At 60.6% G+C, this 14,320-nt stretch carries 12 protein-coding genes; 6 read left to right on the top strand and 6 right to left on the bottom strand.

Annotated elements, in window-relative coordinates; genetic code table 11:
* Positions 1–13: 13 nt before the first annotated feature.
* The 4 genes from ACYQ47_RS10050 to ACYQ47_RS10035 form a co-directional block, all read right to left on the bottom strand.
* Entirely contained in the window at positions 14–721 is a 708-nt protein-coding gene (locus ACYQ47_RS10050) for a substrate-binding domain-containing protein (RefSeq protein ID WP_459905292.1), read from the bottom strand.
* Positions 722–747: 26 nt separating this feature from the next.
* Complete coding sequence (locus ACYQ47_RS10045; protein WP_459905291.1) at positions 748–1,416, bottom strand: arylsulfatase; 669 nt, start codon at positions 1,414–1,416, stop codon at positions 748–750.
* 155 nt (positions 1,417–1,571) lie between these two features.
* Positions 1,572–2,537 (bottom strand): O-fucosyltransferase family protein, encoded by a 966-nt coding sequence (locus tag ACYQ47_RS10040; RefSeq protein ID WP_459905290.1) that lies wholly within the window; start codon positions 2,535–2,537, stop codon positions 1,572–1,574.
* Positions 2,538–2,700: 163 nt separating this feature from the next.
* On the bottom strand, positions 2,701–4,782 hold the full coding sequence (locus ACYQ47_RS10035; protein WP_459905289.1) for a putative bifunctional diguanylate cyclase/phosphodiesterase: 2,082 nt from the start codon (positions 4,780–4,782) through the stop codon (positions 2,701–2,703).
* 335 nt (positions 4,783–5,117) lie between these two features.
* Here ACYQ47_RS10035 and ACYQ47_RS10030 point away from each other — a divergent pair, with 335 nt between their 5' ends.
* Together ACYQ47_RS10030 and ACYQ47_RS10025 are read left to right on the top strand one after the other, a co-directional pair.
* The gene (locus ACYQ47_RS10030; protein ID WP_459905288.1) at positions 5,118–6,689 is read left to right on the top strand and encodes a methyl-accepting chemotaxis protein; all 1,572 of its coding nucleotides are present in this window, start codon (positions 5,118–5,120) and stop codon (positions 6,687–6,689) included.
* 559 nt (positions 6,690–7,248) lie between these two features.
* The gene (locus ACYQ47_RS10025; RefSeq protein ID WP_459905488.1) at positions 7,249–8,577 is read left to right on the top strand and encodes a hypothetical protein; all 1,329 of its coding nucleotides are present in this window, start codon (positions 7,249–7,251) and stop codon (positions 8,575–8,577) included.
* A 283-nt stretch (positions 8,578–8,860) separates the two neighbouring features.
* On the opposite strand, the gene ACYQ47_RS10020 is transcribed toward ACYQ47_RS10025, so the two are convergent.
* Positions 8,861–9,079 carry a tautomerase family protein gene (locus tag ACYQ47_RS10020; protein WP_244830680.1) on the bottom strand — a complete coding sequence of 73 codons (219 nt, stop codon included), beginning with the start codon at positions 9,077–9,079 and terminating at the stop codon, positions 8,861–8,863.
* 9 nt (positions 9,080–9,088) lie between these two features.
* The gene (locus ACYQ47_RS10015; RefSeq protein WP_459905287.1) at positions 9,089–10,036 is read right to left on the bottom strand and encodes a dioxygenase family protein; all 948 of its coding nucleotides are present in this window, start codon (positions 10,034–10,036) and stop codon (positions 9,089–9,091) included.
* A gap of 310 nt (positions 10,037–10,346) precedes the next feature.
* On the opposite strand from ACYQ47_RS10015, the gene ACYQ47_RS10010 reads away from it, so the two are divergent.
* From ACYQ47_RS10010 to ACYQ47_RS09995, 4 genes are all read left to right on the top strand, one after another.
* Complete coding sequence (locus ACYQ47_RS10010) at positions 10,347–11,186, top strand: ABC transporter permease subunit (RefSeq protein ID WP_459905286.1); 840 nt, start codon at positions 10,347–10,349, stop codon at positions 11,184–11,186.
* Positions 11,183–11,926, top strand: a complete 744-nt coding sequence (locus ACYQ47_RS10005) for an ABC transporter ATP-binding protein (protein ID WP_244830683.1) — start codon at positions 11,183–11,185, stop codon at positions 11,924–11,926. The genes ACYQ47_RS10010 and ACYQ47_RS10005 overlap by 4 nt, the downstream gene beginning before the upstream one ends.
* A gap of 43 nt (positions 11,927–11,969) precedes the next feature.
* A complete protein-coding gene (locus ACYQ47_RS10000; RefSeq protein ID WP_250469423.1) occupies positions 11,970–12,974 on the top strand; it encodes an NrtA/SsuA/CpmA family ABC transporter substrate-binding protein in 1,005 nt (334 codons plus the stop codon).
* Positions 12,975–13,070: 96 nt separating this feature from the next.
* On the top strand, positions 13,071–14,312 hold the full coding sequence (locus ACYQ47_RS09995) for an acyl-CoA dehydrogenase family protein (protein WP_459905285.1): 1,242 nt from the start codon (positions 13,071–13,073) through the stop codon (positions 14,310–14,312).
* Positions 14,313–14,320 lie beyond the last annotated feature (8 nt).

Raw genomic sequence — 14,320 nt, 5'->3', positions numbered from 1 at the left:
GAATATCGTCTCCTCAAAGAACCGTTAGGCCAAGCCGCTCATACGCGTGGCGCGCTGTATCGGAGAAAAGGGATTGCAGCAAGGCACATGCACCTTCCGATTGTGCGCGACCAGAAAACATCCCGACATAAAAGTCGGTATGGAACTGAATCTCTTCCGGAAGCGGGCCGATGATCTCGATGCCCGCCACCATGGCCAGTTCGCTCATCTGTTGAATGGCGACGTCCGCCTCGCCACGCACGATGCATTCGCCCGTAAAGCCCTTCTCGATGATGGTCGCGCGCTGATTGACCTGCTCCGCGATGCCCATCTCTTCGATCAAGGTGGCGAAATAAACGCCGCTTGCGCCGGTCTTCGAATATGCGACCGATCGCGCGTTCAACAGAACCTCGCGCAAGTCTTCAACGCTTCTTATCGACCGAGGCACGTCCCGCATAGATGCCGCTACACCCACGCCGGTTCTGACCAACCCGCGCATCGTCGGTACATCCAGTACGTTTTCATCGGCGAGACGCTTCACATAGGCGCGAGTCGCAATCAGCATGTCCGCTCTTTCACCGGCAGACACGCGCTCTTGCAGCACGTTGGTTGGATCGAACATAGCTTGCACGCGGATGCCGCTACTTCGTTCGAACGCTGGAATGACGACATCGACGAGCGCGCTCTTGACCGCGAGCGTGCTCATCATCGAAACGGCTGGCGCGAGCGATGGAGTAGGCATCGTTGAATCCATGACGGTAAAAGACTTCAGCGCGACAAATGCAGGCGCTTCTTCAGATCGGCAACCGCGCTGCGCGGTGCGGAAAATACCGGACAACTCGCGACTGAAGTCACGGCATCGAGTGCCTGAGCGGTTGAGAAATGGGCCAGCATGATCGCGTCGTAGCCATGCAGGCTCGCGGCCTTTTCTGCAACGAGACGGTTGTGTGTGTCGCGGTCGCCCGCACGCAGCTTGTCGATTGCATCGTCGACCACGAAGGTGGCCAGCGTAGCGTGCGGGTTCATGTTCGATGCTTCCTCGAAGAACTCCGCCACCATGGTCGGCAAGGCCGGCGCGAACGTTGCGATCATCGCGATGTTTCTGCCTTCTGCAAGCGCATCGGCGAACATGGCGGTGTTCGGCTTGCAAACAGGTATGGGAAGCGCCGCGTCCGCGGCATCGATGGCGGGACCGAAGGCCGAACACGTCGCGAGGACCGCATCCGCGCCGCTTTCGTACCCGTATCGCGCAAGATTCACGAAGCGTGTCTGCAATGATTCGGGCAGCTCTTTGCTGTCGCCTCTGGCCGAGGTCAGACCGTCGTCGAGAAGATTGGTGAGCCTGGCTTCTGGCCAGTCGCGCAGGAACGCGTCGTGTATCGGCGCGATGGCAACGGGCGTGGCGTGCAACAGCACGATGGAAAGGTCATGTCTCATGGATGTCGATTCGCCGCTGGTCGGCTGCCGGGTCATGCGCCCGGCATCGATTCAAGCGTAGCGAATGACGCGTTGGCATTCCAACGCAAAGAAATCAACACCCGTTGAGTCAGAGTCACGACAGCAGGCTTCATGCGTTAATACAAGCGCGCGACTCACGCCGCCTTGCCGTCCATCACCTGTTCCTGTTCGATCCAGATCTGGCTGTCGGGAAACCAGAACGCGTCAGGCTTTGGCGGTACGGCCAAGGTAGTCGGCAAATCGGGATTCAATATCTTCGACCATGCCGACAAGTAAGAAGGCATCTTTACGAGGTATCCGCACTTCGAAAGCAGCAGGCTCGATACCAACGCTTCGCGCCCGATCTCCAAACCCGGATAACCGCTGAAGTGCACCGGCATGTCGCCTGTGGACAGCAGCTTGGCCGGTGCGACACTGACCGGGCGATTGAACGGCCACGCGCGGAAGAAGTCGATGAACGCCTGCTCATCGCTCGAAACGAAGATGTTGGTCAGATGCGGATTGAGCGCGAGGGTCTGCTCGACCAGCCGGCAGAAGTCAGCCCAGGGCAAGGTCATCGCTTCGAACTTCTTATCCGTGCCCCGGTAGTGAACACCGAGTGTCGATTGGCCGATATCGAGTTTGGCGCAGGTTGCATCGACTTCATCGCGAATGGCTGCAACCGGCCGGTAATGCGAGCGAAACAAGTCGCTCGAACTTTGCAACCGCAGACCCGCTTCATGGCGTTGCCGCAAGCCGAGTTGCACGAGATCGCGCACGGTAGAGGTTCTCACTCTGCGCGGCAACTTCACATCGCCGGATGCCCGCACGCTTTCAAAGAGCGCCGAGAACCAGTCTATTTTGCCTTCCGGGTCGCCATAGAGACCGCCGCGTGCCGAGATTTGCGGTGTCAGCCGTTTCTCTTCGCAATGCTTGAGGATGAAGAGCACCATCTGCATCACGGAAAAAAAGCCGGAGTTTTCCCTGATCTCGATAGCGAACACATTGCGATTCAGCCGCTGTCGCGCATGCAGCGACAAACGCACTGGAGCGGCGAGAGAATGCTTGAAGCCTTCACTGCGCCGAAAGCGCCTGACACGATCGACCACCGTTCGCAACATGTGCGGTCCCCGACTCGGATTTGTCTTTTGGAATGACCGTATGGTCCAGCGCTACGGTAACTATGACGGGAGAGTAGCACCGTGCAACGTGTAACGGATCGACCCTCGTCGGCGTTCTGTTGGCTAGCTAACGTGATGGGCGGAAAAAGTTACTGGCGAAGTTTCAATGGCGTCCTGTCGATGCGACATCGGCGACGGAAGCGATAAACGCATTGGCCGTCATTGGCTTGCCGAGCAAAAACCCTTGGAGAATGTCGCATCCCAGTTGCGTGAGAAACGCCTGCTGTGCAGTAGTTTCGACGCCTTCCGCCACGATCCTGAGATTGAGCGTTTGTCCGAGCGCCACGATGGCCGAAACAATGGCCGCGTCTTCCGTACCGTGAGCTAGTTCACGCACGAAGCCGCGATCGATCTTGAGTTCGTTGGCGGGCAAGCGCTTGAGATAAAGCAGGCTGGAGTAGCCGGTGCCGAAATCATCGATAGAGATCTGCACGCCTTCTTCCCGCAGCCGTTGCAATACCTTGAGGCTCACTTCGACATCGCGCATGGCCGTCGATTCAGTGATCTCCAGAATCAGCGATTCCGCTGGCAGGCCATTGCGCCGCAGCGCGCCGCGAACCGCTCGTACGAGACCCGAGTGAACGAACTGCAATGGCGAAAGATTGATCGCGATGGTCCACTCTGTGTGACCGCGATCGTGCCACGCCTTTAATTGCCGGCATCCTTCGCTCAGCACCCATTCGCCGATAGGCACGATCAACCCTGTCTTCTCCGCCATCGGAATGAAGCGGTTGGGCGCCATCAGTCCGTGCACGGGATGGTTCCAGCGCAATAGCGCTTCCGCGCCCACCGCCGGACCATTTGGCGCCTTGAATTTGGGTTGATAGTGCAAGGCGAGCTCACCGCGCGTCAACGCCACGCGAAGCTCGTGCGCGAGTTGCATCTGCTCGTAAGAGTCCGCATGCATCGACGGTTCGAAGAAACAAAAACCGCTACGGCCAAGGGCTTTCGCGTGATACATGGCGGTATCGGCATTGCTCAGAAGCTCTTCTTGAGTCGCACCGTCGTCGGGAAAGATCGCAATGCCCACGCTCACGGAAATCTGCACTTCCTCGCCTTCCATGCGAAATGGCTTCTCAATGGTCTCGGTCAAGCTCGCGGCGATTTGCGCGGCCACGGTTGCGTCGTCGACGTTCGAAAGCAGCACGAACTCGTCGCCGCCGACCCGCGCAATGGTGTCGTGTGACCTGACGTTGGCGCGGATGCGCTTCGACACTTCGATCAGCAACAGGTCGCCGACATGATGTCCGAACGCGTCGTTGACCGCCTTGAAGCCATCGAGGTCCATGAACATCAACGTGAAGCGACGCCTTGCATCGCGCGCGCCATGCACCAATTGTTCGAGTCTGTCTTCGAGCAAGACGCGGTTCGGCAACTCAGTAAGGCTGTCGTGAAGCGCCAGATAAGCGAGTTCCTTGTTCGCCTCCGCGAGCGACGCCGCGAGCACGGCGGTGCGCGATTCGAGCCGCAAGTCCAGAACGGAGATGATCAGCGCGATGGCCAGCACCGAGAGTGTCACGACGATCACCACGACGGCCAGCCATCCGGTATCCGCGCCTTCCTTAGCGGCACCGCATATCGCGCCCGTGGGAAAGCGCGCGGCCGCCATTCCGGTGTAGTGCATGCCGACGATGGCAAAGCCCATGAGGAGCGACGCGCTGCCGCGAAAAAACAAGAGCCGCGACGCCTGCTGACGCAAGCGAAAGGCAATCCAGAGCGCAGCGCCCGAGGCGACGATGGCAATGGCCACCGACACAATGGTGAGCCATGGGTCGTATTCGATCGGCGGCCGCATGCGCATGGCGGCCATGCCCGTGTAGTGCATGCCGGCGATAGCCGGTCCCATCAATAGCGCCCCGATCACGATCCTGAACGCGGGCAGCGTCTTCTGACAGACGAGCCAGAGCGCGAACATCGATGCCGCGACGGCAATCAGAAGCGATGCAAATGTGATCAGCGGGTCGTAGCCCAGCTTGATGGGCAAGCTGAACGCCAGCATGCCGACGAAGTGCATTGCCCAGATTCCGAGTCCCATTGCACAGGAACCGCCGATGAGCCACCAGCGCGCCGCGGGCCCCCTGGCTTGCGCGATACGCCCTGCCATGTCGAAAGCCGTGTACGCGGCCAGGATTGCCACGAGAAGCGAGCAGACGACAAGCAAAGGGTTATATGAGTAAGCGAGCATTGAGCGCTATTTTCGCAGGCTTTCGTTGTCGCTCCCGGGTAGAGAACAGCATCGCGGTGACGAATGGAGACCTGTCATCGACAGGAGCCCATATCTTAACCAAGGCATGGACAAATCCGGGCTCTATTCATCCCATTCGTCGAAGAAAGCCTTACCCACCCTGCGACATATCCTGGACAGGGCGATGTAAAACGTTTGCTAACATCGTCATACTTTCGTTCATCTTCATATTTTCCCGGCGCTGCCGTAAGCGATGCAAGAAAGAACCCGCGCTCGCCGCGTAAAGGACGGCGAGCGTCAACGACAGCACTGCCATCAAAAAGGAAAAGAACGAGATGAACCTGCAACCCATGCGCATGAAAACGAAGCTTTCCATTGGCTTCGGCCTGCTCACGGCGGCAGTGCTGATCGTCGCCGCGCTCTCAATCGAGACGCTCGGCGAAGCGAACCAGCGCTTTACGTCCTTCGTCAACGGCATCAACGCGCGCGCGCATCTGGCCGAAAGCATTCGCACCGCAGTGGACCGGCGCGCGATCGCCGCACGCAATCTCGTGCTCGTGACGAAGCCCGCCGATCTCGAACTCGAGAAAGCAGCCGTCCTTCAGGCGCATGAAGACGTGCAACGCGATTTGCGCCGCTTCAAGGAAATGGTCGCGAGCGCGCCGGATGTCTCAGCCGAAGTAAAGACGCGCGTTGCGGAGATCGATCGCGTGGAATCGCTTTACGGACTGGTGGCGCTCGCCATCGTCGATCTGGCGCTGAAGGGCCAGCATCAGGAAGCGATTACGAAGATGAACGACGAGTGCCGTCCGCTGCTCGCCGCGCTCATCAAGGCCACGCAAGATTACCTGGACCTGACGAGCCAGCGCGAAGCGAAGCTCGTGCAAGAGTCGGCGGAGGATTACGCGTTCTCGCGCATGCTGCTGATCGCCGCGTGCATCGCGGCGGCCTCGTTGGCCGTGGGCGCGGGGTTCATCATCACGCGCAGCATCTTGCGAGCCTTGGGCGCGGAACCCGATGCACTGAGCCAAGTCGCGCAGCGCGTCGCTTCCGGCGATCTGAGCCCGGTCGCGCACGCGGATAACGCCCCGCAACACAGCGTGCTCGCCTCCATGCGCACGATGCAAGGCAATCTCGTCAGTCTGATCGGCAATGTCCGCTCTTGCGCCGATGGCATCGCCACGGGATCGAGCCAGATCGCCACGGGCAACGTCGATCTGTCGACGCGTACCGAACAACAAGCGGCATCGCTGGAAGAGACGGCGGCGAGCGTCGAAGAGTTGACCTCGACCGTGCGGCAGAACGCCGAGCACGCGCAACAGGCAAATGCGTTGTCGGCGGATGCATCGGCGGTGGCGCAGCAGGGCAATGCCGCCGTGGGGCGCATGGTCGCGACCATGACGGAGATCAGCACGCGCTCGGAGAAGATCGCGGATATCACCGGGATCATCGAAGGCATCGCGTTTCAGACCAACATCCTCGCGTTGAATGCGGCGGTTGAAGCGGCGCGCGCGGGCGAGGAAGGACGCGGCTTTGCCGTGGTCGCTTCGGAAGTGCGCAACCTGGCGCAACGTTCGTCGTCCGCCGCGAAGGAGATCAAGGAGTTGATTGGCGCGTCGGGCGTGCGTATCGCGGAGGGTTCTTCGCTCGCGGGCGAAGCCGGGACGACGATGGCCGAAGTGCTGCAGGCCGTCTCGCGCGTGAGCAGCATCATGGGCGAGATCGCGGCGGCATCGAGCGAACAAAGCCGGGGCATCGAACAATTGAGCCAGGCGATTGCGCAGATGGACCAGGTGACACAACAGAACGCGGCGCTCGTGGAAGAATCGGCGGCGGCTTCGCAATCGCTCGATCAGCAGGGGCGCAAGCTCGTGGATGCGGTGTCGTTCTTCCAGGTCGCAGGATGATGGTCGGGGCGCGGCGCGTCGGAGAGTTTTCTCGTCGCGCTGCGCTCACCAAAAATACGCTGGTTTAACGCAAAAACTGGGAATAGTACGTTCGTACATGTGTAGAGGTAATTTGTTCACTCTCGCGCAAAACAACGAAAAATGGGCAAATACTCCTATAAAGCACTGCAGCAGAGTCGCACTATTTTCCTCTTCCATACGGCAACGCCATGCGTTCGTTACTTTTTGCCCGAAAACGTTCGAATTCTCACACGCTTTTTGTAACATTGCGTAAAATCCAACCTATCGTATGAACTTTGAAGAAGGTGGTTGTGAGACACAGACGCGGCGGCTTTGCATCGCGTGTCGAACGAAGTTAGGGCAACACGGCAGGCCGGTGGTTACTGCACGAAGTTCGCTCTTTCCCTGCTACAACGGCCAACTTTGAAGCATCCCAGGTAGGCAAGGCAAACACTGCTGCATCCTTGGCTCATTCGTTAGTCGTCCTTACTTAATAGGACATTGATATCGATCTCTGACCTTAAGGAGTGTTCCGCCAGACCAGCGGAACTGCGAAATGATGATTAATCGACGTAAATTTCTGGCTAGCATGAGCGCGTTGTCCGGGACCTATATGCTTTCCGCATGTGGCGGCGGCGGTAGCGATCTACCGCAAGCGGCAACCAAGGCTTCCGACGATTCCACGCAACTGGATTCCACAGCAAAGGCCGCGGTAATCACGCCTTCCGCCGATGGCACGACCATCCCGAGCGGTACGTCGATCGTGGACAAGACGGGTGCGGTTTGGACGGTGACCGGCGCCATCGTGTACAAGAACAAGACGGCTGTTTCAATCGCCAATGTCGCGATGCTCCTCTGGTCGGGCGGCAAGATTTACCAGAAAAACACGAGCGGCCAGTTCTACGTGTGGTCGAACAAATGGCTCATCTGCCGTGACCCGCGCATTGCGATGGCAGCGACGCCGGGCATGTTCTTCGGGATGAACGGCCATTACGACTACACCTACACACCTCCGCAACTCATCGCGATCCTGAAGGGCATGGGCTGCAACATGTATCGGGTGGGCTGCAATTCGACGTCGAAGCAGATCAGCGCCGTCGCCAAGCTGGCATCGGCCTTCAACGGAACGGGCATCAGCATGCTTTGCCTGATTCAGCAAGGTTTGACCGATGCTTCAGGCGCGCTGTATGGCAGCGAAGCCGCCGCTTACGCCGACGCCTACAACACCGGCCTGACGGTTGCGAGCGCGCTCAAGCCTTATGGCGTGACCATGTACGAATGCGGCAATGAGTTGACGCGCCGCTCGCAAACCGTGCTGTATTCGAACCGCGCGGGAACGGACGTAGCCGACTTCAACAACGCAAACTGGCCCGTCATGCGCGGCGTCATGCGCGGTCTCATCGCCGGCGTGAAAGCAGTACAGCCGGACGCGAAGTGCGGCATCAACTTTTGCGTGGCGGACATCGGCGCATCGGATGCATTGTGGGACGGCTTCCAGCCGGATGGCACGAGTGGCTATCCGAAGGTCCGCTGGGACATCACGACGTGGCACAACTACGAAGTGTATGGTGACCTGTTCGACATCGGCTCTGACGGCGCGGGCCCGCATTTCGATCTGCCGCAGTACTGCAAGGCGCGCTACGGCGTACCTTTCATGATCACCGAGTGGAACGCGAACCCCGAGCAGACGGATGCTTATCGCGCGACCTTCGTGCAGTCTCGCCTGCAATCTTTCTACGACGCACGCAAGACGCACAACATTCACTCGGCCATGTACTACGTGCTCGACAGCGGCAATCACACGTTTGGCATCATGATCAACGGTGCGCCGATCACGCCGACGTACAACAGCTATGTGAACTTCACGAGCACACATGCCGATGTCTGAGCGTCTCTGAACAAAAGCCCACGGTTTGCCGCATCGCGCAAAGCCGTGGGCCTTATCGTTTCAGATCATCGTTCACGCGTGCCGCATGAACGCGCGCGCTAGCGCATGTCGTCGACAGGCTTGCCATCGAGGCCACGACCGCCACTGAGCGGGCCTTCATAGCCAAGCCCCCAGAAGGTCCCGTTATCGTCGATGCGCATCACGCGGTCTCGTTCGATGTGGTGCCGGCGATCTTAGTCGCCCCGACATGGCGTCATCCATCTTCCTATGAACAGTCGCGGCGTCATCGTGACTCCTCTGCCTTGTTCGGGCTTGCGGGCATCTCGTCCTTCGTGCGTTCGCCGACGGCCCAATGCGCGGCGGGCACCGCGGTGGCATACACGCGGATGGTGTCGAGCGGTGCGCCCAGCGTTTCATGGACCGTGCGCGCGACTGCCTTCACGCAGGCCTTGACGGCGGCTTCATCGCGTCCTTCGACGAGGGAGATATGTACGATAGGCATGTCGGTTCCTCAATGTCCGGTGCGTTCGAGCACGGCTTGCTCAGGTCGCGGACCGGTTGTCTTGCCAGTGATAGGCGGCTTCGGTAGCCTGGCTTCGCCGGGTTCGATAACGAAGTGATGATCGAGCGAATACCACGGCCCTTGAACGTCCGCGCCGGGTGCGGTCTCGCCGTCGTGCAGCACATATTGCCCGACGAGCGCGCGCGTCACGCCGAACTGCACATCGGTCTCAAGATTGGGATCATCGCTCGAATAGACCTGCGAAAACTGTGTCTTGAAGCCCGGCTTGTAGATCATGAAATGGATATGCGCAGGCCGCATGTTGTGCCGGCCTTGCGCGCGTAGCAGCGCGCCGACCGGGCCCGACAGCGGAATGGGATAGCCCGCCGGCTTCACGCTGCGAAACGCGATGTGGCCGTTGGCATCGGTAGTGAACTTGCCGCGTAGATTCATATCCGCCTGCGCGGGGTCCTGATTCTCGTAGTAACCATCCGCCGATGTATGCCACACGTCCACCTCGGCGCCTTCCACCGCACGCCCGCTCGAATCGCGCACCCATGCGTTGACGAAGATAGGCGCGCCCGGCGTCGGCGAGCGCACGATGCTGCCGCCGCTTTCAGTGCGCGGCGAGTCCATGCGCCAGAACGGGCCCATGAGGTTCGCGGTCGTATCGGTCTGACCGCGATCGCCGTTGTTGAGCAGGCACACGAGCGCGGACAGCCCAAGCGATCCGGCGATCAACACGACTTCGTTATGCGATTCGGTGGTCAACTGCCCGAGCTTCGCGATGACCGCGCATGCCTGATGAAACTCCGGCTCGGACAGCCGCGCCTCGCGCGCGAAGCCATGCAGATGACGCACCGCCGCCGACATGATCTCGCAAAAGCGCGCATCCGGCGCGCGGCTCAGTTCGGCAAGCACGGCTTCGGTCACTTCCTGCTGATTGCTGACTATCATTGCTGTCTCCATGGCGGCTCATGCTTCATTAGCAAGCCGGTGCGGCGGTAGTAACGCATCTGCCCGAGTTCCATCGTCTGCCTCGCAATGGTATCGCGGACGGCGGGAATGCATCGTTCGCTACAACGGGGCAACTGCATTCCAGTCATCGACGAACACGACCTCACAACATCCCCACCCAGACCCTGAAAAGCAAAGCAGAAAAAACCGTTTGTCATTGCAATGCCGCGCGGCTTTTAATAACAGGCTCGCTTGGCGCCAAGTGCGTCACCGCTCAAGCACCTCTTTCACGGCATTTCATGGAACCGACATGGCGGACCTGACATCCACTCGCAACAGCTATGTCGCATCGAAACGGCAACGCTTCGGCGTGTCGAAAGGCACGTTCTACAAGCTGCTTTCGTGGCTGGTCCCCGCATGTGTCGTGGTGATCTGGGAAGCGGCAGCACGCGCAGGACTCATCACGCCGCAAGTGCTTCCGGCGCCCAGCAGCGTTCTTGAAACCGCGCTCGGTCTGATGCGCTCCGGCGATCTCTTCGTTCACCTCGGTGTGTCGCTTTTGCGCGCCGTCACAGGCTTCGTTATTGGCGGGACGGTTGGTCTCGTGCTCGGAATCGCAGTCGGGTTTTCGCCGCTCGCGCAAGCGCTTCTCGATCGCTCCATTCAGATGGTGCGCGCCATTCCCTTCCTCGCCATGCTGCCGCTCGTGATCGTGTGGTTCGGTGTCGGCGAAGTCGCGAAGATCTTTCTGGTCGCGCTCGCCGTGTTGTTTCCCATCTATATCAACACCATGCTCGGCATCCGTCAGATCGATCCCAAGCTGATGGAACTCGCCAAGGTGGTCGGCCTCGACTGGACCGCGATCGTGCGACGGATCATTCTTCCCGGCGCCATGCCGTCGATCCTCACGGGCGTGCGCTATGCGCTCGCTCACGCGTGGCTCGCGCTCGTCATTGCCGAGACGCTCGCGACGACCAAGGGAATCGGCTTCCTCGCCATGGACGCCCGCGAATTCCTGCAAACCAATGTCATCGTGCTGACCATCGTCATCTACGCGGTCATCGGCGTGGTGGCGGACGCGTTGGTGCGTCTGCTCGAAGCGCATTTCTTATCGTGGCACGCGAACTACGCCAAAGGAGCAACCCAGTGACCGAGAGCATCGCCCTGTCGCGCGACTCCGACATCCGCGCGCGCGCCGCCGAACGCGTGAGCCACGCCTCCCTTGCCGTATCGGTGCGAGGTCTGCAGCGGCGCTATGGCAAGCGCGTCGTCATCGATGCACTCGACCTCGATATACGCAAAGGCGAATTCGTCGCGTTGTTAGGCGAAAGCGGCTGCGGAAAGACGACACTCTTGCGCGCGCTCGCCGGGCTCGACCGGCCGGATGCCGGCGAGATTCGCGCGCCCGAGCGGCCGTCCGTCGTGTTTCAGGAGCATCGGCTGCTGCCTTGGGCGACGTTGTGGGAGAACGTCGCGCTCGGCCATGAAAGCACGGTAGGACGCACGGGCGCCGCGCGCGCGCTGGGCGAAGTCGGACTTTCGGGCCGTGAAGATGACTGGCCTCGCAATCTTTCCGGCGGTCAGGCGCAACGCGTGGCGCTCGCGCGCGCTTTGGTTCGCGACCCCGCGCTCCTGTTGCTCGATGAACCATTCGCGGCGCTCGACGCGCTCACGCGCATCAAGATGCACGGGCTCGTCAAGGAACTCGTCGCGCGTCATCTGCCGGGCGTGCTGATCGTGACGCATGACGTCGATGAAGCGCTCACGCTCGCCGACCGGATTCTCGTGATGCGCGCGGGTCGCATCGCTGCATCGTTTCGGCCCGGCGATCACGCGCCGCTGCAATTGCGGCCGATTCTGCTCGATGAACTGGGCGTCCAGTCTCACTGATCCACCAATCGTTTCCTGCAAAACTCGAAAGGTACCAACAAGAATGATCGATTCCTCGCTGAACCGCCGCCAGTGGTTGCGTGCGGCAGGCGGCCTCGTGGCCGGCGTCGCCGCAAGCAGCCTGATTCCCACGCGCGCCGCCGAACCGCGCAAGCTGACGCGCAACACGGACACGGTGCGCATAGGTTGGGGTTACGGCAGTCTTCCCGATATCGCGCGGCAACGTGGCGTGTTCGAAAAGACGCTCGCGGCCAAGAACATCAAGGTCGAATGGATCGGTCCGTTTCCGAATCACGCGCCCTCGCTACAGGCCGTGGTCGGCGGCAGCGCGGACTTCGGCTTCTGGGGCTCGACGACGCCCGCGCTTGCGTCGATGCTCGCAGGCTCGCCACTCGTCTTCAATGCGTTCGATGTCTATTCGCCGCGCTCGACCGCGATCATCGTCAAGAAGACGAGCGGGATCCATTCGGTGGCGGATCTGGCCGGGCGCAAGGTCGCGGTCAACCGTTCCGGGCTCGGCGAGTTTCTGTTGATCGCAGCGCTGGAAAAGAATCACATCGACCGCGGCAAGGTTGAATTCGTCTATCTGAATCCGCCCGACGCAGCGCCCGCCTTCGCGCAAGGCAAGGTCGATGCATGGTCGATGTGGTCGCCCGCCGTGGACATTGCGCGCAACGCCAACGACGCGAAGGACATCTTCAACGAAGGACGCGATCTGGATTTTCTGATCGACTACAGCTCGCTCGTGACGCGCCGCAAGTTCACCGAGGAAAACTCCGAGCTGATTCGCGCGGTCATCGACGCGTATTACGTCGAAGGCGCATGGCAGTCGAGTCATTCCAACGAATCCGAAAAACTCGTGCAGGGTGAAGCGAAATATCCCGATCAAGTGCGCGATTATCTGGCGAGTCTCAAGCGCGTGAATCAATTCCATGAACCCGATGACGCTGCCTTCATGGCGCAGCTTCAACGCGCCGCCGACTGGCTTGCGGAACGCAAGATCATCAATTCGCGCATCAAGGTGGCCGACTACAGCATCAAGGTCTGACGAGGCGAGCCATGAACATGCGATACACACTGGCCTGCGATCACGGCCGCAATCTGTCGAACGCGTGGTCGCGCAACTTCGCACGAGAGCGATCCCATGTCTGATACGAAGAACATCGACCCTACCGCGCCGAAACTGGTCTCGCCGCTGTCAGCAAGGCTCGGTTTCGCGGAAATCATCGCGGACATTGCACCGACTGCGGCTGCACGCGAGCTTGCGCATCGTCTGCCGCACGATGAGATCGCAAGGCTCAAGGCGGCGGGCTTCGGCCGCTCGCGTCTGCCCGTCGATGCGGGTGGCCTCGGCTTGTCCTTGAGCGAACTGCTCGTCGTCGCGCGAGATGTCGCGGCGGCGGATTCGAACATCGCGCACGCGTTTCGTAACCATCTCTGGCAAATCGAGGCAGCGCTCAGGCGGCGCGACCTTCCGTTTCATGCGCACGTTCTCGACCTCGCAAGGCAGAACAAGACCGTCGGATTGAGCTTCACGCAGACCGATGTGACTGCCGCTGGCGCGCGACCGACGCAGGTCCTGAGTCGTTTGGAATGGGACGCAAGCCGCGATGTCTACGTCGGCTCCGGCGACAAGGTTTATGCCACGGGCAACCTCTACAACGATGCGTTCATCGGCCTTGCCGTGGAAAGTCGCGCGGGCCGCAACGTGCAATACGTGCTCGATCGCGGCGAAGGCGTGGACGACGCCGACGACTGGCAAGGCTTCGGCCAGCGCTTGACAGGTTCGGGCACGGCCAGGTTTCGCGCCGTGACGGTGCCGGCCGCGCATGTCTATCCGACTGACCCGCCAAGGTCGGATGAAGCCGCGCCTTGGGGATACACCTTCCATCAGGTTTATCTGACCAACTGCATTGCCGGCATCGTGCGGCGCGTGGCGCTGGATGCCGTCGAGGTGCTTCGTTCGCGCGGCCGCAACTTCTATCATGGCGAGGCCGCGCATCCGGCAGACGAACCGGTGTTGCAGACCCTGCTCGGGCGCATCCGTGCTTATGCGGCGAGTGTCGAGGCGACGGCGGACCGCGCGGTCGCGGCGCTGCAGCGTGCATCGGAAAGCTACGGCACGCGCGATGAATACGACACCACGCTCGCAGCCACGTTCGCGGCGGCCGAAGCGAAGGTCGTCATCGACGATCTCGCGCCGCAAATCGCGTCGTGGCTGATCGATCTGGGATCAGGCTCGGTCGTCTCGCGCACGGGCGCTCTCGACCGGCACTGGCGCAACATCAAGGTGATCGCGTCGCATAATCCGCGGCTCTACAAGGAGCGCTTGCTTGGCCAGAACTTGCTGAACGGACAACTGCCGCCGACGGGCGCGTTTTTCTGATCTCGGGC

Source organism: Caballeronia sp. HLA56 (assembly GCF_054655155.1).
Note: the sequence above shows the minus strand (reverse complement) of the source record. Positions and strands in the feature narration are given on the sequence as shown.